The 21142-nt window shown below is 70.0% G+C and carries 21 protein-coding genes and 1 riboswitch; of the genes, 11 read left to right on the forward strand and 10 right to left on the reverse strand.

Annotated elements, in window-relative coordinates; genetic code table 11:
* The first annotated feature begins 50 nt into the window (after positions 1-50).
* Both ACZ4SA_RS04635 and ACZ4SA_RS04640 read left to right on the forward strand, forming a co-directional pair.
* Complete coding sequence (locus tag ACZ4SA_RS04635) at positions 51-275, forward strand: type II toxin-antitoxin system VapB family antitoxin (RefSeq protein ID WP_468269770.1); 225 nt, start codon at positions 51-53, stop codon at positions 273-275.
* Complete coding sequence (locus ACZ4SA_RS04640) at positions 272-688, forward strand: PIN domain-containing protein (RefSeq protein WP_468269772.1); 417 nt, start codon at positions 272-274, stop codon at positions 686-688. Before ACZ4SA_RS04635 ends, ACZ4SA_RS04640 begins: the two co-directional genes overlap by 4 nt.
* Positions 689-795: 107 nt before the next feature.
* On the opposite strand, the gene ACZ4SA_RS04645 is transcribed toward ACZ4SA_RS04640, so the two are convergent.
* From ACZ4SA_RS04645 to ACZ4SA_RS04655, 3 genes are all read right to left on the reverse strand, one after another.
* Complete coding sequence (locus tag ACZ4SA_RS04645; protein WP_468269774.1) at positions 796-3120, reverse strand: hypothetical protein; 2325 nt, start codon at positions 3118-3120, stop codon at positions 796-798.
* A 264-nt stretch (positions 3121-3384) separates the two neighbouring features.
* A complete protein-coding gene (locus ACZ4SA_RS04650) occupies positions 3385-3597 on the reverse strand; it encodes a hypothetical protein (protein ID WP_468269776.1) in 213 nt (70 codons plus the stop codon).
* On the reverse strand, positions 3594-3812 hold the full coding sequence (locus tag ACZ4SA_RS04655) for a hypothetical protein (protein WP_468269778.1): 219 nt from the start codon (positions 3810-3812) through the stop codon (positions 3594-3596). The genes ACZ4SA_RS04650 and ACZ4SA_RS04655 overlap by 4 nt, the downstream gene beginning before the upstream one ends.
* A gap of 118 nt (positions 3813-3930) precedes the next feature.
* Here ACZ4SA_RS04655 and ACZ4SA_RS04660 point away from each other — a divergent pair, with 118 nt between their 5' ends.
* The 5 genes from ACZ4SA_RS04660 (at position 3931) to ACZ4SA_RS04680 (ending at position 8622) form a co-directional block, all read left to right on the forward strand.
* Complete coding sequence (locus tag ACZ4SA_RS04660; RefSeq protein ID WP_468269780.1) at positions 3931-4773, forward strand: helix-turn-helix domain-containing protein; 843 nt, start codon at positions 3931-3933, stop codon at positions 4771-4773.
* On the forward strand, positions 4754-5020 hold the full coding sequence (locus tag ACZ4SA_RS04665) for a DUF397 domain-containing protein (RefSeq protein ID WP_468269782.1): 267 nt from the start codon (positions 4754-4756) through the stop codon (positions 5018-5020). Before ACZ4SA_RS04660 ends, ACZ4SA_RS04665 begins: the two co-directional genes overlap by 20 nt.
* Positions 5021-5260: 240 nt before the next feature.
* Positions 5261-6103 carry a hypothetical protein gene (locus ACZ4SA_RS04670; protein WP_468269784.1) on the forward strand — a complete coding sequence of 281 codons (843 nt, stop codon included), beginning with the start codon at positions 5261-5263 and terminating at the stop codon, positions 6101-6103.
* A gap of 56 nt (positions 6104-6159) precedes the next feature.
* Positions 6160-6840 (forward strand): Uma2 family endonuclease, encoded by a 681-nt coding sequence (locus tag ACZ4SA_RS04675; protein ID WP_468269786.1) that lies wholly within the window; start codon positions 6160-6162, stop codon positions 6838-6840.
* 186 nt (positions 6841-7026) lie between these two features.
* On the forward strand, positions 7027-8622 hold the full coding sequence (locus ACZ4SA_RS04680) for a serine hydrolase (RefSeq protein ID WP_468269788.1): 1596 nt from the start codon (positions 7027-7029) through the stop codon (positions 8620-8622).
* A gap of 31 nt (positions 8623-8653) precedes the next feature.
* Here ACZ4SA_RS04680 and ACZ4SA_RS04685 read toward each other — a convergent pair whose 3' ends face one another.
* Entirely contained in the window at positions 8654-9505 is an 852-nt protein-coding gene (locus ACZ4SA_RS04685; protein WP_468269790.1) for a hypothetical protein, read from the reverse strand.
* 753 nt (positions 9506-10258) lie between these two features.
* Between ACZ4SA_RS04685 and ACZ4SA_RS04690 the strand changes: the two genes are divergently transcribed.
* The gene (locus tag ACZ4SA_RS04690; protein WP_468269791.1) at positions 10259-11482 is read left to right on the forward strand and encodes an MFS transporter; all 1224 of its coding nucleotides are present in this window, start codon (positions 10259-10261) and stop codon (positions 11480-11482) included.
* Here ACZ4SA_RS04690 and ACZ4SA_RS04695 read toward each other — a convergent pair.
* The 6 genes from ACZ4SA_RS04695 to thrC form a co-directional block, all read right to left on the reverse strand.
* A complete protein-coding gene (locus tag ACZ4SA_RS04695; RefSeq protein WP_468269793.1) occupies positions 11467-11682 on the reverse strand; it encodes an alpha/beta hydrolase in 216 nt (71 codons plus the stop codon). The genes ACZ4SA_RS04690 and ACZ4SA_RS04695 overlap by 16 nt on opposite strands.
* Positions 11683-11820: 138 nt before the next feature.
* The gene (locus ACZ4SA_RS04700; RefSeq protein WP_468269795.1) at positions 11821-13275 is read right to left on the reverse strand and encodes an alanine/glycine:cation symporter family protein; all 1455 of its coding nucleotides are present in this window, start codon (positions 13273-13275) and stop codon (positions 11821-11823) included.
* Positions 13276-13560: 285 nt separating this feature from the next.
* On the reverse strand, positions 13561-15183 hold the full coding sequence (gene groL, locus ACZ4SA_RS04705; protein ID WP_468269797.1) for a chaperonin GroEL: 1623 nt from the start codon (positions 15181-15183) through the stop codon (positions 13561-13563).
* Between the two features lie 316 nt (positions 15184-15499).
* Positions 15500-15703: a cold-shock protein gene (locus ACZ4SA_RS04710; RefSeq protein WP_005315736.1), complete on the reverse strand. Its 204-nt coding sequence runs from the start codon at positions 15701-15703 to the stop codon at positions 15500-15502.
* A 447-nt stretch (positions 15704-16150) separates the two neighbouring features.
* Positions 16151-16426: a MoaD/ThiS family protein gene (locus ACZ4SA_RS04715; protein ID WP_018847107.1), complete on the reverse strand. Its 276-nt coding sequence runs from the start codon at positions 16424-16426 to the stop codon at positions 16151-16153.
* A gap of 38 nt (positions 16427-16464) precedes the next feature.
* Positions 16465-17760, reverse strand: coding sequence for a threonine synthase (gene thrC, locus ACZ4SA_RS04720; protein ID WP_468269800.1), 1296 nt, complete (start codon positions 17758-17760; stop codon positions 16465-16467).
* 17 nt (positions 17761-17777) lie between these two features.
* Positions 17778-17905, reverse strand: a riboswitch (SAM riboswitch).
* A 161-nt stretch (positions 17906-18066) separates the two neighbouring features.
* On the opposite strand from thrC, the gene ACZ4SA_RS04725 reads away from it, so the two are divergent.
* The 3 genes from ACZ4SA_RS04725 (at position 18067) to ACZ4SA_RS04735 (ending at position 21052) form a co-directional block, all read left to right on the forward strand.
* Positions 18067-19035 (forward strand): glucosyl-3-phosphoglycerate synthase, encoded by a 969-nt coding sequence (locus tag ACZ4SA_RS04725; RefSeq protein WP_468269802.1) that lies wholly within the window; start codon positions 18067-18069, stop codon positions 19033-19035.
* A 38-nt stretch (positions 19036-19073) separates the two neighbouring features.
* Positions 19074-19412: a hypothetical protein gene (locus ACZ4SA_RS04730; protein WP_468269804.1), complete on the forward strand. Its 339-nt coding sequence runs from the start codon at positions 19074-19076 to the stop codon at positions 19410-19412.
* A 182-nt stretch (positions 19413-19594) separates the two neighbouring features.
* Positions 19595-21052, forward strand: a complete 1458-nt coding sequence (locus ACZ4SA_RS04735; protein WP_468269806.1) for an alpha,alpha-trehalose-phosphate synthase (UDP-forming) — start codon at positions 19595-19597, stop codon at positions 21050-21052.
* Positions 21053-21142 lie beyond the last annotated feature (90 nt).

The raw sequence follows: 21142 nt of genomic DNA on the forward strand, positions 1-21142 counted from the left end.
TACATGCGCGAGCACACTTGGCGGCACATCATGTACAGATTGGAGTCCGGATGGCTCTGACACACATCGACATCGACGACGACGCCCTGGAGACCGCCAAGCGCCTCGGCGGGCACCGCACCAAGACCGCCGCCGTCGCAAAGGCGCTGGAGGAGTACAACAAGCGACTGCTGCGTGCTGCTGCGTACGAGAAGTACTTCGAGCTCGCCCAGGACTGGGACATCGAGGGCGCCGAGGCCGCCCACCGGACCGACAAGGAGTCCTTCGGCCGGTGAACACCTACTTGCTCGACTCGTCCGCGCTGTGGCGGATGCTGCGTGACAGGTCTCTGCACACGACCTGGCAGGAGACCGTCCTGGAGGGCAGCATCCGGTCGTGCTACCCACAGCGCGTGGAGTTCCTGCGGTCGGCGCGGGACTCGAAGGAGTACGAGATGTACAGCACCATGTTCGCCGAGCTGTACGAGGACGTCCCGGTACCGAAGAGCGCCGCGCACTGGGCCGGGGGTCTCCAGGCACGCGCCGCCGGGAAAGGAGCACACCAGGCGCTCTCGGCGGTCGATCTCCAGATCTGCGCAACAGCCGCTCACCACGGTTTCATCGTGCTGCATGACGATCGGGACTTCGTCACCGCCGCACGGTTCGCGGTCGAACTCCAGCAGCACAACGTGCACGACGGTCCGCGCTGAAGCACCGGCGGCTGTGGACTCGCCCGGGCGCGGCACCCCCCGCCCGCGCACGTGGCGGGCAGGGCGGGCGACCACGGGACGCCCGCCCTGTCAGGTGAGGGAGCCGGTCAGAAGTGATTGTCGGGACGGCGTCTGCCGGCAGACCCGTCCCGTGCTGCGGGAGCCGCGGCGCTTCGCCGAAGCCCAGCCGTGGCGGCGGCATCCAGACGGCGGCGTCTCCACCAGAGCAGCAGGCCTGCTGCGACCAGGACCACGGGCAGCAACCGCAAGGCCCACGCACCGGCGGTCAGGGGCTCTTCCCGCGGACCGGGGCCGGCTGCCCCGCGCTGCGCGGGCGCCTGCGGTTCCGGTCCGAGGTCGGCTGCCTGACGCGGTGTGGGCGCGCCGAGCCAGATCGCTCCGTGGCCGTCGGCGGACGGCGCGCCCAGCGAGCGGTTGATCTTCTCGGGGAGGTTCGCGAAGTCCGCCGTGAAACGGTCGCCGGAGACGTTCGTGACGGGGATTCTGGTGAAGTCGACACCACCGTAGACATAGCTGCGTACGTAGGTGGTCCCACCTTCGGTGGTCTTGTCGGTGACCTTGAACTCGCCCTTGGTGTACGACTCGACGAACCGGTCGAAGGTGTCGGTGGGCTTCCAGCGGCCGTCGCTCCGCCAGTTGTCGATGTCGCCCGTGTCGATGAGGTCACCGTAGGTGGTGTCCTTGCTGCGGCTCAGGTCGCGATACCACTGGGCGGCGACCCGGGCGAGATAGACGCGGCGCAGCTCGGCGTACTCGGGCGCGGTGTTGATCGCCTTCTTGAGCTCGGGAAGGATCAGGCTGCGGAAGTTCTGCTCGTTGTGGTCCTCGGTGGCCTTGTCCAGCCGGGGGCACGTACCGGTGGCGGACTCGCCCCGCTGCTTCAGGTACTGGGTCTCCATCTTGACGTCGAGGGGCGCGTCGAGGATGTAGAGCTCGTCGCCGTCCTGGCGGACCGATGCGGGTGCGGGCAGGATCCATGTCCGGTAGGACATGCAGTCCCCCCGGATGCCGTCCCAGAACGTCCGGCCGCGTGCGGAGTGGGGGTGGATGAGCTTGCCGATCGTCTTCTTCATCCGCAGATCGGCCTCGAGCAGGACACGTCCGGCGTCCGTACGGCCGAGCCGGTCGTCGACGATGCGGTCCGGCTCGTTGGGATTGAGGTTGACCCAGAAGGCCGACGGGTCGAGTGAGAGCCAGACGAAGAACGCGTCGGAGCTGCCCTCGGCGGCGTCGAGGCCCGTCCCCGGAGAGCTGCCGCCGTTGGCGGCGAGGGGTGCCTGGAAGGCGTACTGCAGGCCACTGCCGTCGCCGGGGTCGGAGAGATAGCGCAGCTGCAGGGACGAGAAGTCGATCCCGCCGGGCGCCTGGGGCACGGGCTGCGTCAACGCTCGGGTCAGGCCGCCCGAGGTGCCCTCTTCGGTGTCGCCCTCCCCGCACGGGTCGGCCGCCGGTCGCGCCTTGCGCGGAGCGGCCGGCGCCGCCACGGTCGTCAGCTGGGCGCGGAGGCCGAGGGCCTGGCCGTCGCACGGTTTGGCGGAGCGGGGGTTACGGAAGAACTGGTTCTCCTTCCTCATCTGCAGCATCCGCTGCTGCTCCGCCGCCTTGCGCTGCTTGCTCAGCTGCTTCTGTGCCGTCACCTCCGGCGCCACGGTGGCCTCCTCGGCGCGGGCACTCGCCTTGGCGCTGTTGATCAGGTCGTTCAGCTTGTCGGCCGAGCCCTTGCCGTCCACGACGGCGTAGATGACGTCGGTGGTGGCCGGGATCCTGCCGGCGCACTGCTCCTTGCACGGCGACCGGTCGCTGTAGATCACGAAGAGCCGCTTCTCGGGCACCGGTTTGCGCGCGTCCCGGCTCAGGAGGGCCAGGTCCCAGACGAGGATGCGCAGTTCGGAGTGGTTGCCGTCCACGCCCGCCGAGGCCTCATTGGCGTGCGGGACGACGACGAACTTCTTGATCTCGGGGCGCTCGCCCATACGTAACTGCTCGTACAGCGCCGGGTCGTCGTGTTTCAGCGCGGCGGTCTCCACCACCTCCAGGCCCCGGGTGTCCACGTCATCGAGGCCCGTGATGTCCACGAACCCGATCGCGACGTTCCGCGACCCGTCGATCCGCTGCCGGTTCTTGCCACCCTCGAGCTGCGACCGGTGGCCCCACACCGCCTGCCGGTGCACGTACGACCGGTGACCGATGGGGTCGCGGTACCAGTCGCCTTCGATCCGTGTCATCGATGCGCCGGACGGCGCGGGTTCGCGCTCCCTCTCAGCCGTGAGCTTCTGGGCGCGGGCCGCCGGCTGCGTCCGCGTCCCGGCGGACGCCTCCGCGGGGCCGCCGCCCGTGCCCAGTAACAACCCGAGCGTCAGCACGGACGCGGCCAGAGCCCATGGCCCGCCGCGTCCTCTTGTCAATGACATGTCGCTCCCCCTGCTTCCGTCCGCGCGGCGAGCCGTATCCGGCCCGTCGGGGGAGGGCCTTCCCCCCGTCCGCCTCGCCAATGCCGTCGCTCCACCGGCACTTGGCCGTAAGTAGCCGTTGAGGGCCCACGCTCAGGGGGCCTCGGCGGGCAGCACCTTGAAGAACACTTCCACGCCGCGGGCCGGGCAATGGCCGACACGATCCTGGTCACGAGAACCTGCGAGCCGTCCGCCGCCGGACGGCCGGGCACTCCGCAGGACCCGTCAGGGCAGCCGTGCCTGCGCGTTCACCTCCCGCACGCGTGCCCGCAGCACCTCCCCCGGCGTCGCCGGCCGTACGTCCCCGGGCGGGCAGTCCCACTCCAGGCCACCGCCCGGCGGCCGCAGTTGCACATACGTGCCGACCTGCCCCATCACGGTCCCGACCCGCCCGTCCCGGACGTCGACGACGTACCCGCCGTCGCCCGGCGCGCTCACTTCTCCAGCCCTTGCAGCACGGCCGCCAGCCGCAGCGCCGTGTCCAGGTTGCAGCGCCCCAGTTCGACCAGCGGATACGGCGCCTCGCTCGCCAGCGACACCACATCGACCCGCAGCGAAGGCAGCGTCACCGCCACCACGTCCAGCCCCGACTTGAGCCGGTCCACCACCTCTTCGGCCGCCCGCAGCCGCTCGGCCGATCGCACCACCGTCATGCCCTCCGCACCTCCAGTACGCAGTGTTCCGATTCCTCACCCAGCGTGCACGGATGCTGGCTAGCCTGGGAAGGGACGGCGGCCCAACAACGCGACCTGTCGATCAGGGAGTTGCCCCATGCCCGGACCCAAGGACCTCGACCCGTCGACTTCACCACGCGCCCTGCTCGGCGCGGAGCTGCGCCACGCCCGCATAAAGGCCGGTCTCACACAGGACGAGTTGGGCGAGCCTCTGTTCGTCAGCGGCTCGTACATCGGCCAGATGGAGGCCGGCACGCGCCGCATCCTCCCCGAGCACGCGGCCCGCCTGGACGAGGTCCTGGGCACGGACGACTTCTTCACCCGCAACTGTGAGGTGTCCAACAAGTCCCGCTACCCGGACCACTTCGCCGAGGCGGCGGAGGCGGAAGCGGCGGCGGAGACCATCAAGGAGTACGCGCCGCTCCTGATCCCCGGCCTGCTCCAGACGGAGGCGTACGCACGGGCCGTGTTCCGCGCGTACCACCCGACGGCTCCCCAGGAAGTGATCGACGAGCTGGTGGAGGCGAGGCTCGACCGCGCGCGACTGCTGACCGATCCAACAACGCCGTTGTTGTGGGCGGTGTTCGACGAGGCAGTGCTGCGGCGGGAGGTGGGCAGCCCGGCGGTGATGGCGGAGGCGCTGCGCCATGTGGCGGACCTGGCACGCCGACACCGGATCATCGTGCAAGTGCTGCCGTTCGCGGCGGGCGCGCACGCGTCGATGGGCGGCGCGCTCAAACTGATGTCCTTCCCGGACGCTCCCCCGCTCGCCTATCTCGAAGGCCCTGGCACCGGACAGTTGGAGGACGATCCGGCCACGGTCACCCGCCACCAGCTCGCCTACGATCTCGTCGGGGCCAGCGCACTGTCGCCGGAATCGTCCTTGGCCCTGATCGAGTCAGTGGCGGAGGATTACGCGCATGAAGACGAGCAGCCATGAGTACGACCTGACAACGGCCCTCTGGCACAAGTCCAGCTACAGCGGCGGCGACGGTGGCGACTGCCTGGAGGTCGCCACCTGGCGCAAGTCCACCTACAGCGACGGCAGCGGCGGTAACTGCCTCGAAGTCGCGGACGGCCACCCCGGCGTCGTCCCCGTCCGCGACTCCAAGGACCCCGACGGCCCGCACCTCGCGTTCCCCGCCGCCGCCTGGTCGGCCTTCGTCGCGGACCTCAAGCAGGGCTGAGGCAGGGCTGAGGCAGCGGTCCCGGAGCTCAAGTCCCGAGATTCGAGCGCTCTTCACAGTGATGTGGGGGGTGGGTCCTGTTGCAACCCACCCACCCACCCGCCCTGTCGAGTTGACATCACGCGACCGACTTGCCACGCAGCGTCATCACGCTCTAGCGTTCCGATAAACGAACAACCCCCGCCAGGTGCTGGAACACCTGCGGGGGTCTGACCATCACGATCGAAAGAGACTCGATCCATGGCTGACTGCCAGCTTAGTGCTGCCCCGCACCCCCTCGCCAACCCCGGCTACGGCAAGCGCCCCGCGCCCGACCAACGCCCCCGCACGGACCACGACTTCGACCACCTCCCGAAGCGTGACCGGCCCCTCGCGGCGTACATCGACAGGCTCCCCGAGAACAGCGACATCTCCGTGAAGACGCTGGCCAAGCACACCACCTACGGCCAGTACGCCACCGCCCGCGTCCTGAACCGCCTCATCGAGGCCGGGCATCTGCGGCGCGGCCTCGAACTGGTGGAGAGCGAGGCGGGATCGCTCCTGTGGGTGACCCGCACCTGGTGGTCCCGCACCGCGCGCGACGACGCCTGGTGGGCGGCGTTCCAGCGCGGGGACGTGCCGGTCGAGAAACGCCGGCCGACCCGCTCGCGGGCGTACATCCTGCTGGCGGCCCTGGGCCGGGAACAGCCCATGATGTCCCTGTCCCACGCCGAGTGCGAAGCGCTCGCGCCGCTGGTGGAGGAGTGGTTCGCGCGCGGTTCGGACGCCCGCCGGATCACGCATGCGCTGACGGCCGGGCTGCCGTCCCCCGTACACGCCCCCGCCGCCCTCGCCCGCCGCCGCCTGACCGACAAGCTCCCGCCGGAGCCCGTCCGTGTCCCGCCGCCGATCCGCGTCCTCGAATGCGGCAAGTGCGGCGCGCCGGGGCCGTCCCACGCCCTCGTGGACGGTGCCTGCGCCCGCTGCCGCGGGGCGGCGCCGCCCGCACCACCGGCTCTCCCCGCCGCCCGCGTCCGCGCCCACGCCGCCGAGGCCCGCGCGGCGGCGACCCGCAAGCCCGAGACGACAAGGACACAGACATGACAGTGCCGCTCACCCGGCCCCGCCACGGGGCACGATGGAGGGGAGGAGGCGACGCCATGACCCGCATCAGCGCCGACAACCCCGAGATCTCCGTCGAGGACTTCGAGGAACTGGCAGACAACGCCCCTGAGGGCGTCAAGCTCGGGATCGTCAACGGACGGCTGGTGGTCAAGCCCGGCCCGATCTCCGTCGAGGACTTCGAGGAACTGGCGAGGAAGGCCCCGGAGACGGTGCGGCTCGAACTCATTAACGGAAAGCTAGAGGTCAAGCCCGTGCCGGACATGCCTCACGGAGCCATCGTCATGTGGTTGCTGCGGCAGTGCATGCAGCAGCGCCCTGAGCTGGCGCTCTATCCGGAACAGGGCCTGACGGTGAAGACGTACCGGGCAGGCCGTGCCAGGGCGGACGGTGCGCTCGCCCCAATAGACCATTTCATCACTCAGCCGGGCGAGTGGGCAGATCCGGACGGCGTCCTCATGACCGTCGAGGTCACCTCATACGACTCCGACACCGGCCGCCGCGACCGCGTCGACAAGCGCGACGGCTACGCAGCGGCGAGTATCCCCGTCTACCTTCTCATCGACCGCGACTCCGACACCCTCGTCGTCCACAGCGAGCCGGAGGAGGGCATCTACCGGCTGGTGCGGACCTACTTCTACGGCGACACCGTCCGCCTCCCCTCCCCCGTCAACATCACCCTCGAAACGGCGAAGCTCAAGGACTACACCCAGGCGTAGCCTCGGCCGCATGAGCCGACGACGACATTGATCCACCGCATCAGGTCCGGCTCCGCCCGTCCCGCCACGTCGCAGCCGTGGCCCCGGGCAGGCCCAGGGACGAGCCCACCGACGGCCCCGCGACCTGGTGACCCCGTGACCAGCACCGATCCTCAGCGCGCGACACAGGCCCTGTCCCGGCGTTGAATGGAGCGCATGGGTGTCGAACGGAGGTCGGGACACCGCAGGAGCCGGGCGCTCACCGCAGCGGCCCTGGCTTCCCTGCTGGCGGCGACCTGTGTCACGGCCGCCGACGCGGCAGGGCCCCCACCACCACCGCCCCAGCTGACCGACGTGCAGGTGAACGACGCGGTCGCCCGGCTCGACGGCATCGTCCGCGACGGCATGAAGCGGACCGGCGTGCCGGGCGTCGCCGTGGCGGTCGTCCACAAGGACCGGGTCGTCCACATCAAGGGCTTCGGCGAACGGGAGACCGGCAAGCCCGGCGCCGTCACGCCGGACACCGTGTTCCAGCTCGCGTCGCTGTCGAAGCCGCTGGCCTCGACCGTCGTCGCCGGAGCGGTCGGCGACAAGGCGATCGCCTGGGACGATCCCGTGGCCGGACACCTCCCCGGCTTCGCGCTGGGGGACCGGTGGGTGACCGAACACGTCACCGTCGCCGACCTGTTCTCGCACCGCAGCGGGCTGCCCGACCACGCGGGTGATCTGCTCGAGGACCTCGGTTACGACCGGGACTACGTGCTCTCGCACTTGCGCTACGAGCCCCTCGCCCCCTTCCGTGCCTCGTACGCGTACACCAACTTCGGCGTCACGGCCGCCTCCGAGGCCGTGGCCAACGCCAAGGGCACCACCTGGGAGAAGCTGGCAGAGGACACGCTCTACTCACCGGCCGGCATGAACGCAACGAGCTCCCGCTTCGCCGACTACGAGAAGTCGGGCAACAAGGCGGTCACACACGTCAAGGCGGACGGTGCCTGGGAGCCGAAGTACGTACGCGACGCCGACGCCCAGGCCCCCGCCGGCGGGGTCAGCTCGACGGCCCGCGACATGACCCGCTGGATGCGGCTGCAACTGGCGGGCGGCAAACTCGGCGACGACCAGATCATCCCCACGGCCCCGCTCACCCGCACCCACCTCCCCGAGATCGTCTCCCAGCCCCCCGCCACCCCCTCGGGCCGCGCCGGCTTCTACGGCCTCGGGTGGAACGTGGGCTACGACGACCAGGGCAGGCTCCGGCTCAGCCACTCCGGCGCGTTCGCCCTCGGCGCCAACACCAACGTCAGCATGCTGCCGAGCGAACAGCTGGGCATCGTCGTCCTCACCAACGGGGAGCCGGTGGGCCTCGCGGACGCCATCGCTTTCAACTTCTACGACACGGCCCAGTACGGCAAGCCGACGGGCGACTGGCTGACCAGGATCGGCGAGGTCTACGAACAGGAGGAGCAGGAGGCCCGCTCCCCCACCGACTACGCCAGGCCGCCGGCCGACGCGGCCGAGGCGCAGCCCGACGACACGTACACGGGGACCTACCGCAACGACTACTACGGTCCGCTCACGGTCACCGCCGCGGCCGACGGCCGGCTCACCGTCCAACTGGGTCCGAAACCCCTGCGGTTCCCGCTCACGCACTACGACGGGAACACCTTCAGCTTCACCACGGTGGGCGAGAACGCGGTCGGCCGGACCGGCGTCACCTTCACCGTCGACTCGGCCGGCAAGGCCTCGAAGGTCCGTGTGGAAAGCCTCGACAAGACGGGGCTCGGCACGTTCACACGCGACTAGCGCACGCAGGGCGGCACCCCCGTCAGGTCTCTCAACCGCGCAGTGTCACCCCGTAACGCGTACGCAGCCGCGTGATCTCCCACCAGGCGACCGCCGTCACCGACGCCGGGCCGCCGAGGACGGCGAGGAACTGGACGAGCGGCGGGCCCGGCGGCATCCCGGCCGTCGCCAGGTTGATGGCCGCCAGCTCCCACACCAGGACCCCGGTGAGCAGAGCCGGCAGCGCCGCGTGCACATCGGCCGTGTTGAAGGCGGTGCGGATCGCGGTCGTCGACGCGAACACGACGAAGAACAGCACCCACATGACCGGAAGCAGCAGCGCGAGGGTGATGAACGAGCCGACGGCGCTGCCCTGATACGTCCGGCTCAGCAGCATCACGCCCGCGAAAAGCAGCGGCACCGACGTGAACGCGCCGAAGTACCAGAGCACCGAGCGGACCGCGGGCCGCAGGCGGGTGCGCATCCCCGGTCGCGCGGCCGGCGGCGCGAGCCGGAAGAGGACGACGAGCACGACGGGCGCGGTGAGCAGCAGCAGCCACGGGGTGATCACCAGGCGGAACAGGTACTGGTTCTGCACCTCCTCCCAGTCCGCCGCCGTGCCGTACGCGGCGAGGATCAGGAAGGACGCCACCAGGGCCGCCCATGCCCTCGTCTTCTGCACGCGCCACACGTCGGGGTCGTGGAACCGGCGGATGCTGTGCGCGGGAAACCGCAGCCGCGCCTGCCGACGGGCGGATCGGGCTGTCGGATAGCCCACCAGCACCAGCAACGCGGGCCATACGCACAGCAGGCCCACCACCCACAGGCAGCCGGGCATCCGGCGCATGCGCCGCAACACCTCGCTCAGCGGCGGCCATTCGTCCTGCCGGAGCTGCTGCCACAACGACAGGGGCGGACCGTACGGCGGATACGGTGCGGGGCCGGGGTACGGGGGTGGACCGTAGGGCGAGTACGGCGGATACGGCGGCGGGCCCGGCTGCGGAGGCACGCCCGGGTGCGGAGGGACACCCCCGTATGGTTGCCCAGCCGGGCGGTACGGATTCTGTCCCCCGAATGTCACGCCTGCGTCCTTCCCGGAGTGGTCCGCCGATCATTCCAGAAAGTCGAACCAACCTGCCGAGGACGGCGGTTGACCACCGCGCACGACCGTCGCCCGGGTCCTGTCAGACCGTCAGACGATGGGCTCGAGGACGAACCACGGGGCCCCTCGCAGTGGCCCAACTGCATACGGAAGCCCGGCCCGCCGGACGGCTGTACGCACTCTGCCCGGCCGGGGCTCACGATGCTCAGCGGCCCCTCGGCAGGACCGTCGAGACGCCATCGCGTGGGAGTGCCGCAGAGGCACGGCACGGCGTCCACGAGCGGCGGGTGGATCAGCAGCGGGCCGGGACCCGGGCAGCACTGCTCGCTGCCCAGCGGGCGCGGCCTGCCGCAGCCGTCACCGCCCCGGCTGCGCGGCCGCCTGCGTCGCCCACGAAATCGAGAAGCCCAAGGCCCACCCCCGAGCGTAAAATCGGACGCATGAGCCGACGACGACATTGATCCACCGCAGCGGGTCCAGGAACGGGCTGTCGCGGGCCGCCGCCACGGGTGAGCACCCGGCGTCCCCCGTCCGTTCCTCCGAAGGACCACACGCATGCTCGCCCTTTTGTCGTGCCCGGCCGACCCCCGCGTCCGCAGTCTGCGGCGAAAACTGTACGCCTACGTGGGACTTGAGGACTTTGTCCTCCTCTACCCGCTCTACGCCCTGCTGTTCGCCGAGAACGGCCTGACCACTGCCGAGATCTCCTCGCTCTTCGCCATCTGGTGCATCGCCGGCCTCGTGGTGGAAGTGCCGTCCGGCGTATGGGCCGACGTCGTGTCCCGCCGCGTCATGATGGTCGCCGGTCCGTTGCTGACGGCCGTCGGCTTCGCCCTGTGGGCACTGACGCCCTCGTACCTCACCTACGCCACCGGCTTCACACTCTGGGCCGTCGGGGGCTCCCTGCGGTCCGGCTCGACGGAAGCCCTCGTGCACGACGAACTCGAACGGCTCGGCGCCGCAGACCGGTACGGGCAGATCATGGGCGGGGCCGCAGCGGTCGGCATGGCGGCGACGGCCGCCGCCACCGCAGCCGCTGCGCCCGCGCTCGCCTTCGGCGGTCAGACCCTGGTGTGGGGCGCCAGCGTCGGCACCTGTCTGCTGTGCGCGGCGGTCGGCGCGACACTCCCCGAACACCGCGCCGCCGTCCACCGTGAGAAGGTTGAACGGCCCGGCTGCATCGCGACGTTGCGCTCCGGCATCACCGAGGTGCGCAGCAGTCGAACCGTCCGGCGGACGATGACCCTCGCCGTCGTGATCACGTCGATCTGGGGGGTGCTGGACGAGTACGTGCCACTTCTCGCCGCTTCCACGGGCGTCGCGACCGGGACCGTCCCCCTGCTCGTGCTGGTGGTGTGGGTGGGCGTGACGCTCGGCTCGCTGCTGGTGGGGCCGGGCGAACGACTCACCGACCGTACGGTCGGCACGCTGGTCGCGGTGGCCACCATCGCGCTCGCCCTGGGCTCACTGTCCGGCACGCCCGCCGGATTCGCGCTGCTCGGCGTCGCGTTCGGCGTCTTTCAGCTCGCGGACGTGCTGGCCGACGTACGCCTCCAGTCGGCGATCACCGGCCCGAGCAGGGCCACCGTCACCTCGCTGACCGGCCTGGGCACCAACATCGCCTCCCTGCTGGCCTACGGCGCGTACGCGGCCCTGTCCCCGCACGCCTCGCACGGTGCCGTCTTCGCCCTGCTGGGCCTGCCGTACCTGCTGGTGGCGGCCGCCCTGGGCCGCTCACGGCGTCCGGCGACCGCGCCGGCCGGTCAGGAGGCGCAGTAGCGGTCGCGCTCCGGGCGTTCGCCGGTCAGCAGGAAGCGGGTGACGGTCGCGTCGCCACAGTCGTTGTCGTGGGCGCGGTAGGCGCCGTCGCCGGAGCGCTGTCCGCGGGGACGGCGCTCCGGATGAGCCGGGTCGATCCCGGCGCCGGCCAGGTCGGCCGGCGCCACGGCACGGTCGCCGGCCACCGGGCAGTCGTCCACGACGGTGTGGTGCCGGTGTCCGCCCCGAGCCGCCCCGGTCCGGAGCTCGGGAACGCCCGAGGGCGGCACCCCAGTGAACGGGGTACCGCCCTCGGTCCTGCGGACAGGTCCCGATCCTGAAAGGATCAGAGGTCCGTGTCACCGCCCGCCGTGCGCCGTGGTGAGCTGCTGCTCGCCGTCGGCGTCCGTGCCGGCCGGCTCCCAGCACTCCACGCCCTTCAGACCGGGCACGCGGTCCCGGGTGAAGACGGGGTCCAGGCCGGCGCGGCGCTGGGCCGTGTAGTCGTCCATCAGCCGGAAGGCGATCACCGACAGCGGCAGGATCGCGATCAGGTTGACCAGGACCATCGCGCCCATCGTGATGTCCGCGAGGCTCCACACGACGCTCACCGAACCCATCGCTCCGAGTACGGCGCAGGCCAGGACGGCCGCCCGGTAGCCGGTCATGGCGGACGAGCTGCCGGTGATGAAGCGGATGTTGGACTCGCCGTAGTAGTAGTTACCGATCATGGAGCTGAAGGCGACCATGAAGACCACCAGCGTGAGGATGTGCCCCGCCCAGTCGCCGAGGGCCACGTTGAGCGCGGTCTGGGTGACGTCCGCGCCGCCGCGCTCGCCGAGGGTCGGGTTGGCGCTGAGGATGATGAACGCGGTCATGCTGCAGACGACCAGCGTGTCGAAGTAGACGCCGAGGGTCTGCACCAGGCCCTGCTTGACCGGGTGACTGGTCTCCGCGGAGGCGGCGGCGTTGGGGGCCGAGCCCATGCCGGCCTCGTTGGAGAACATGCCGCGGCGAACGCCCTGAAGGATCGCCGTGCCGACCGCGCCGCCCGCGACCTCGCGGAAGCCGAACGCGCCGCCGACGATGTCGGCGACCATGCCGGGGATCGCGGTGATGTTGAAGAGGACGACCACGAGGCCGAGCAGCAGATAGACACCCGCCATCACCGGGATGAGCACCTTGGTGACCGCGGCGAGGCGCTTCACGCCGAAGAACACGGCCAGCGCGAGCAGCACGGCCAGCACGATACCGAGCACCGGGGCGAACCAGCCGGAGTCCGTGCCGCCCATGGAACCGTCGACGGCCACCGTGATGGTGTTGGACTGCACCGCGGTGAGGACGAATCCGAAGGTCAGGGTGATGAGCACGGCGAACAGCACACCGAGCCAGCGCTTTCCGAGAGCGCGCTCCATGTAGTACGCCGGGCCGCCGCGGTAGGTGCCGGGCTCCTTGCCGCGCGCCTTGTACAGCTGGGCGAGGGTGGACTCGACGAACGCGGAGGCGCCGCCGATGAGGGCCATCATCCACATCCAGAAGACCGCGCCGGGTCCGCCCATGGTGATGGCGGTGGCCACACCGGCGATGTTGCCGGTGCCGATCCGGGCGGCGGCCGAGATGGTGAACGCGCCGAAGGGGGAGACGCCGTCCCCCGACTTGTCCTTGAAGACCCGGAACATGTCCGGGAGCATCCGCAGCTGGACCGCCCTGGAGCGGAAGGTGAACCAGAGGCCGGCCACGGCCACCAGCGGGATCAGCAGGTAGGTCCAGAAGACATCGTTGATGTCGACGATCCAGGTGTTGAGCGTGCTCATGATGTGGTGCGTCCCGGGTCTTTGTGAGTCGGGGCTCGGCTCGGGCCGCTGCGTACGGGTCGCGTACTGCTGAGGGCCTCGGCCGCGGAAGCACTTCTTCCGTTCAAAGCTTTCGGAAGCTAACCAGGGCCCCGCCCCCCTGAAAAGACATCTCGGCCGTGCGGCATCTCACATTATGTGCCGGTTTCTCCCGCACGAAGCGCACGGAGCGACGCCCGAGGGCGGCACCCCCTGGGAGTGGGGTGCCGCCCTCGGTCAAGGACGGTTGATCAACCTGTCGGTCGATCAGAAGTCCATGTCACCGCCCGGCATGCCGCCACCGGCAGGCGCGGCGGCCTTCTCCGGCTTGTCGGCGATGACGGCCTCGGTGGTGAGGAACAGCGCCGCGATGGAGGCCGCGTTCTGCAGGGCAGAGCGGGTCACCTTCGCGGGGTCGATGATGCCTTCGGCGATCATGTCGACGTACTCGCCGGTCGCGGCGTTGAGGCCGTGGCCGACGGGCAGGTTGCGCACCTTCTCGACGATGACGCCACCCTCGAGACCACCGTTGACGGCGATCTGCTTGAGCGGGGCCTCGAGCGCGAGCTTCACGGCGTTGGCGCCGGTCGCCTCGTCACCCGAGAGATCGAGCTTCTCGAAGACCGAGGAGGCCTGGAGCAGGGCCACGCCACCACCGGCGACGATGCCCTCCTCGACGGCCGCCTTCGCGTTGCGAACGGCGTCCTCGATGCGGTGCTTGCGCTCCTTGAGTTCGACCTCGGTCGCGGCGCCGGCCTTGATGACGGCCACGCCGCCGGCCAGCTTCGCGAGGCGCTCCTGGAGCTTCTCGCGGTCGTAGTCCGAGTCGCTGTTCTCGATCTCGGCGCGGATCTGGTTGACGCGACCGGCGACCTGCTCGCTGTCACCGGCACCGTCGACGATCGTGGTCTCGTCCTTGGTGATGACGACCTTGCGGGCGCGGCCCAGCAGGTCCACGCCGGCGTTCTCGAGCTTGAGGCCGACCTCCTCGGAGATGACCGTGCCGCCCGTGAGGATGGCGATGTCGTTGAGCATGGCCTTGCGGCGGTCGCCGAAGCCCGGGGCCTTGACGGCGACGGACTTGAAGGTGCCGCGGATCTTGTTCACGACGAGCGTGGACAGGGCCTCGCCCTCGACGTCCTCGGCGATGATCAGCAGCGGCTTGCCGGACTGCATGACCTTCTCCAGCAGCGGAAGGAGGTCCTTCACGTTGCCGACCTTGGAGTTGACGATCAGGATGTACGGGTCGTCCAGGGACGCCTCCATACGCTCCATGTCGGTGGCGAAGTACGCCGAGATGTAGCCCTTGTCGAAGCGCATACCCTCGGTGAGCTCCAGCTCCAGACCGAAGGTCTGGGACTCCTCGACGGTGATGACGCCTTCCTTGCCGACCTTGTCCATGGCCTCGGCGATGAGCTCGCCGATCTGGGTGTCGGCGGCGGAGATGGAGGCGGTGGAGGCGATCTGCTCCTTGGTCTCCACGTCCTTGGCCTGCTCGAGCAGGGCACCGGAGACGGCCTCGACGGCCTTCTCGATGCCGCGCTTCAGGGCCATCGGGTTGGCGCCGGCGGCCACGTTGCGCAGGCCCTCGCGGACGAGCGCCTGGGCGAGGACGGTCGCGGTGGTCGTACCGTCACCGGCGACGTCGTCCGTCTTCTTGGCGACTTCCTTGACCAGCTCGGCGCCGATCTTCTCGTACGGGTCCTCGAGCTCGATCTCCTTGGCGATGGAAACACCATCGTTGGTGATCGTGGGGGCGCCCCACTTCTTCTCGAGGACGACGTTCCGGCCCTTGGGGCCAAGGGTGACCTTGACGGCGTCGGCGAGCTGGTTCATCCCGCGCTCGAGACCGCGCCGTGCCTCCTCGTCGAACGCGATGATCTTGGCCATGTGAAGTGGTCCTCCCGGACTGGGGTGGATTGCTTCGGATCGCATTCGGCGCCCGCGACGGACGGCCTGCCTGCCCTGTGGTTCCTTGCCCCACCAGGCGTGCGGACCTCACCGACCCGATCCAAGTTCTGTCACTCTCACTGGGAGAGTGCTAACGCCAATGATTAGCACTCGACCCCCGAGAGTGCAAGCGACCTCGAGGATGCGGACGCGCCCGGGCGTTGCGCGCACACGGACGAGGGGCCCGCCTCCCGTTGACCGGGATGCGGGCCCCTCGTGCGTGAGTGCGTCGGTGGCCGATCGCGCCTGGAACAGATCAGACGGCGAGCTTGACCATGTCCGCCTGCGGACCCTTCTGGCCCTGCGAGATCTCGAATTCGACCCGCTGACCCTCTTCAAGGGTGCGGTACCCGTCCATCTGGATCGCACTGTAGTGGACGAAAACATCCGCACCACCGTCGACCGCGATGAAGCCGTACCCCTTCTCCGCGTTGAACCACTTGACGGTGCCCTGAGCCATGCCTAACTCCCCTATTACTGGCCCTTGCGCAGGACCGCACTTCGCGGACCTGGGTCAGACCTCCACCCCAGCAGGAGGGGTGTGCGCCGGAACGCGTCGACCGCGGCTGAATGTATCCGCCCAACTGCCCTCTGCAACAGGTCAATCGGACGAGAAATCTGGGCAGGACCGATCGGCTGATTCATGTGAATTCATGTAATTCAGGGGCAAGTCGGGCCCGGCAAACGACGCCTAAGAGGCAATTCGATCGCACACTTTGGCTGCATTCTTGCGGAACTTGAAGGCATTCTCGAGCGGCCGGCGGAGGGGGCTTCCCAGACCCTATCGCGCTCAACCATGCAGAATTGCCCCCTCCGCTTCTCTCGCGGAGGGGGCAATTTCAGTAACTGCGGGTAAATCTCTGGGGTTGACTCGGTCGTCCGACCACGTTTTCGTCAGCCGCCTTCATCAGCCGCCGGCGACCGCCGGAATGATCGACACGCCCGCGCCGTCCGGCGTGGCCGTCTCCAGACCCTGCTCGAAACGGACGTCGTCGTCGTTCACGTAGACGTTGACGAAGCGGCGCAGCTTGCCCTGGTCGTCCAGCACGCGGGCAGCGATGCCGGTGTGGTTCTTCTCCAGGTCCGCGATGACCTCGGCGAGGGTCGCGCCCTCCGCCGGGACCTCGGCCTGGCCGCCCGTGTACGTACGGAGAATGGTGGGGATGCGGACGTTGACGCTCATGTTCGTCACCTCTCGGCGGAGTACGGCGGGTTGCGGATTCAGTGGGCGGCCAGGCCCGCGTCGCGGAACGCGTCCAGGCTCGGGCGGATGACGGCGGTCGCCTGCGAGGTCTCCGCGACCGCGTCGAGGGTCTTGAGGCCGTCACCGGTGTTGAGGACGACGGTGGTGAGCGCCGGGTCGAGCACGCCCGCCTCGATCAGCTTCTTCGTCACACCCACGGTCACGCCACCCGCCGTCTCGGCGAAAATGCCCTCGGTGCGGGCCAGCAGCTTGATCGCGTCGACGACCTGCTCGTCGTCGACGTCCTCGACCGCGCCGCCCGTGCGGCGCGCGATGTCCAGCACGTACGGTCCGTCGGCCGGGTTGCCGATGGCGAGCGACTTGGCGATGGTGTTCGGCTTCTGCGGGCGTACGACGTCGTGCCCGGCCTTGAAGGCCGTGGACACCGGCGAGCAGCCCTCGGCCTGGGCGCCGAAGATCTTGTACGGCTTGTCCTCGACGAGTCCGAGCCTGATGAGCTCCTGCAGGCCCTTGTCGATCTTCGTCAGCTGGGAGCCGGACGCGATCGGGACGACGAGCTGGTCGGGCAGCCGCCACCCGAGCTGCTCGCAGATCTCGTACGCGAGGGTCTTGGAGCCCTCCGCGTAGTACGGGCGCAGATTGACGTTGACGAAGCCCCAGCCCTCGCCCAGCGGGTCGCCGATGAGCTCCGAGCAGAAGCGGTTCACGTCGTCGTAGTTGCCCTCGATGCCGACGAGCTCGCCGCCGTACACCGCGGCCATGACGACCTTGCCCTGCTCGAGGTCGTGCGGGATGAACACGCAGGAGCGGAAGCCGGCCCGCGCGGCGGCGGCGCCGACCGCACCGGCGAGATTGCCGGTGGATGAGCAGGACAGGGTGGTGAAGCCGAAGGCGCGAGCGGCCTCGATGGCCTGGGCGACGACGCGGTCCTTGAAGGAGTGCGTCGGGTTGCCGGAGTCGTCCTTGATGAACAGTCCGCCGGTGACGCCCAGTTCGCGGGCGAGGTTGTCGGCCTTGACGAGCTTGGTCCAGCCCGGGTTCAGGTTCGGCTTGTCGGCCACGTCGGCGGGGACGGGCAGCAGGGGGGCGTAGCGCCAGATGTTGGCGGGGCCCGCCTCGATCTGGGCGCGGAGCTTCTCGACGTCGCCGCTCGGCAGGTCGTAGGCGACTTCGAGCGGCCCGAAACACTCGGCGCAGGCGAAGATGGGGCCGAGTTCGAAGCGCTGTCCGCATTCGCGGCACGAGAGTGCGGCGGCGGGTCCGAGATCCACCGGCGTGGTGGCGGGGGTGCTGGCGACAGTCTGCGCAGCCATGATGTCGAGGCCCTTTCTCCTCATCTTCCTCGTGACGCACTTCGCCACAAGACGGAATTGGCACCTTCCCCACCGTGACCTCGCGGTCGGCGGGAGGGTTGCCGGGGCTTCAACGGGCCGTTCCCTCTGCCCCTCTGGATGAGCGGTATGGCACCGGACGTGCGGTCCGGGCATTTGTGTGCTCGGACCCCCGAGATGCGGGGGTCGTTCGCGTTGCTCAAGACTGTAACCGAAGCCCCGGACGGTTGAGATAGTCGTCCGACCCGCGAGATGGATCACACGACCTGCTGCCAAGGGAGACGCGACGTGCTCGATGAGGTGGCGCGCTGGTTGAGCCGGCGCTCCTGGTCCGCATCCGATCGCTCGCTCGACCGGCTGATGTCCGCCAAGGTCGGGCAGGGGTCGACGGTCAGTGTCGTGCTTCCCGCGCTGAACGAGGAAGAGACGGTCGGGGACATCGTCGCGATCATCCGCCGGGAGCTGATGGAGGCCGTCCCGCTCGTCGATGATCTGGTGGTGATCGACTCGGCCTCGAGCGACCGCACCTCCGAGGTGGCCGCCGCAGCCGGGGCGCGAGTGGTGCACCGGGACTCGATACTGCCGCGACTGCCCGCCGTGGCCGGCAAGGGAGAGGTACTGTGGCGGTCACTCCTGGTGACCAGCGGTGACATCGTCTGCTTCGTCGACGCGGATCTGCGCGACTTCTCCTCCGACTTCGTCTCCGGCATCCTCGGTCCGCTGCTGACCGAGCCCGAGGTGCAGTTCGTCAAGGCGATGTACGACCGCCCGCTGGGCGGGGGTGCCGCGCCCGGCCCCGACGGGACACCGGCCCAGGGCGGCCGGGTGACCGAGCTGGTGGCCCGCCCGCTGCTCAATCTGCACTGGCCGCAGCTCGCCGGCTTCGTCCAGCCGCTGGGCGGCGAGTACGCGGCACGGCGCTCGCTGCTGGAGCAGCTGCGCTTCCCCGTCGGTTACGGCGTGGAGCTCGGCCTGCTGGTCGACTCGCTGAACCTGGTCGGCCTGGACGCCCTCGCGCAGGTCGACGTCGGCACCCGCAAGCACCGCCACCAGGACGGGCAGGCGCTCGGCAGGATGGCTGCGACGATCTACCGCACCGCCCAACTACGGCTGTCCCGCCCCCACTTGGTGCGCCCGTCGATCACCCAGTTCGAGCGGGTCGACGACGGCTTCGCGCCGCGGACCTACCGGGTGGACACCGAGGAGCGTCCGCCGATGCTCGAGATCGGTGAGTACGCGGCGCGTCGCGCGGCATAACCAGGAACCGCCAATCATTTTGCCTACATTTCCGATGTATGGGACTCATCGGATTTCTTGTACCGGCGCGCGGCAGGCACCGCAGGGCCGCGCCCTCCGGAGACCGTGAGCGGCTGACCCGGCTCATCGGCACGCTGGCGGTCACCGCCGCCGCGGCGCTCGGCCCGGCCGCCCCGGCGACGGCACTGCCGGCCGCCGCGATCCCGGCGTCGGCGACCCCGGCGGAGCAGGACACGCCCCGCGAACAGCAGGTGGAGATGGCTCGCACCGGTGGTACGGCGGAACAGCTGTGGCTGCTCGGCGGCGTCGCCCTGAGCCTCACCGCGGCGGGCATCGTCGCGGTGGCGGCCACCCGCGGCCGGCGCCGCGACCACTGACCTGTGCCCGGGCCCGGCCCGCGAAGGGGGTGTGCGGGCACCGGACGCCGGCCACCCGCGGCGGGTACGCGCAGCCACGGGACGCCCGCCCCCGCACCGGGCCCGGACCGAGCGCAGCCCGGCCCGCAGCCCGCCCGAAACCACACGTTTGAGGCCCGGCGGTACGGGCTAGGTTTCGGCACATGGTCTCCGACGCAGCACAGATCCTCGTCGCGTCCAACCGCGGCCCTGTCTCGTACACACTGACCGAGGACGGAGGGCTCGACGCCCGCCGTGGCGGTGGAGGCCTCGTCTCCGGCCTGTCGGCCGTCGGCTCCGACGCGCAATCGCTGTGGGTGTGTTCGGCGCTGAGCGAGGGCGACCGGGAGGCGGTACGGCGCGGGGTGGGAGAGCCCGGCGTACGGATGCTCGACATCGACGCGGCCGTCCACGCCGACGCGTACAACGGCATCGCGAACTCGGTACTGTGGTTCGTCCACCACATGCTGTACCAGACGCCGCTGGAGCCGGCCTTCGACCGGGACTTCCGGCGGCAGTGGAGCGCGTACCGGCTGTGCAACCTGGCGTTCGCCGAAGCGATCGCCGAGGAGGCCGCCGACGACGCGGTGGTCCTGGTGCAGGACTACCACCTGGCGCTGGTACCCGGCATGGTCCGTGACCTCCGCCCCGACCTGCGGATCGGGCATTTCTCGCACACCCCGTGGGCGCCGCCCGAGTACTTCGCGATGCTGCCGTCCGACATCGCGGAGGAGCTGCTGCTGGGGATGCTGGGCGCGGACCGGCTGGGGTTCCTGACCAAGCGCTGGATGCGCTCGTTCCAGAGCTGTGCCGCCTCCGTGCTGTCCCAGTACGACGGAGCGTCCCGGTGGCCCAAGGACCAGGAGCCGGCCTTCGAGTACCGGATGCCCGGCCACGGCCGCCGGCGGACCCGGCTCGGGGTGCACGGGCTCGGCGCCGACGCCGACTTCCTGCGCGAGCGCGCCAACCGGCCGGACGTCGACGAGCGCATGGCCGCCCTGCGCGAGCAGGCCGGGGAAGGCCGCAAGACGATCGTGCGCGTCGACCGCACCGAACTGTCCAAGAACATCGTCCGGGGGCTGCTGGCCTACCGGGAGCTGCTGGGGCAGCACCCCGAGTGGCGCGAGCGGGTCGTGCACATCGCGCTCGCCTATCCCTCACGCCAGGATCTCGCGGTCTACCGCGACTACACGGCCGAGGTCTCCCGGCTGGCCGACGAGATCAACGCCCAGTACGGCACGGACAGCTGGACGCCGGTCATCGTGCACGTCAAGGACGACTTCGCCCGGTCGCTGGCCGCGTACCGGATGGCCGACGTGGCGCTGGTGAACCCCATCAGGGACGGCATGAACCTGGTCGCCAAGGAGATCCCCGTCGTCACCGACCTCGGCTGCGCCCTGGTGCTGTCGCGGGAGGCCGGCGCCCACGAGGAGCTCGGCGACGAGGCGATCACCGTCAACCCGTTCGACGTCAGCGGCACGGCCGCGGCCCTGCACGAGGCGCTGTCCATGCCCGCCGACGAACGGGCCGAGCGCTCCAAGCGCCTGGCGGCGGCGGCGACCGCGCTGCCGCCGCGGCAGTGGTTCCTCGACCAGCTGGACGCACTGCGCGAGGGCGCCTAGAAGATCACTGAAAATCTTGCTGTGTGGGTGGTCCCGCCGGTGGCGGGGCCACCCTCCGTGCTTCATGGTGTGGCCGGAGTCAGGGTCCAG

It is taken from the genome of Streptomyces sp. NPDC027962, assembly GCF_055566095.1.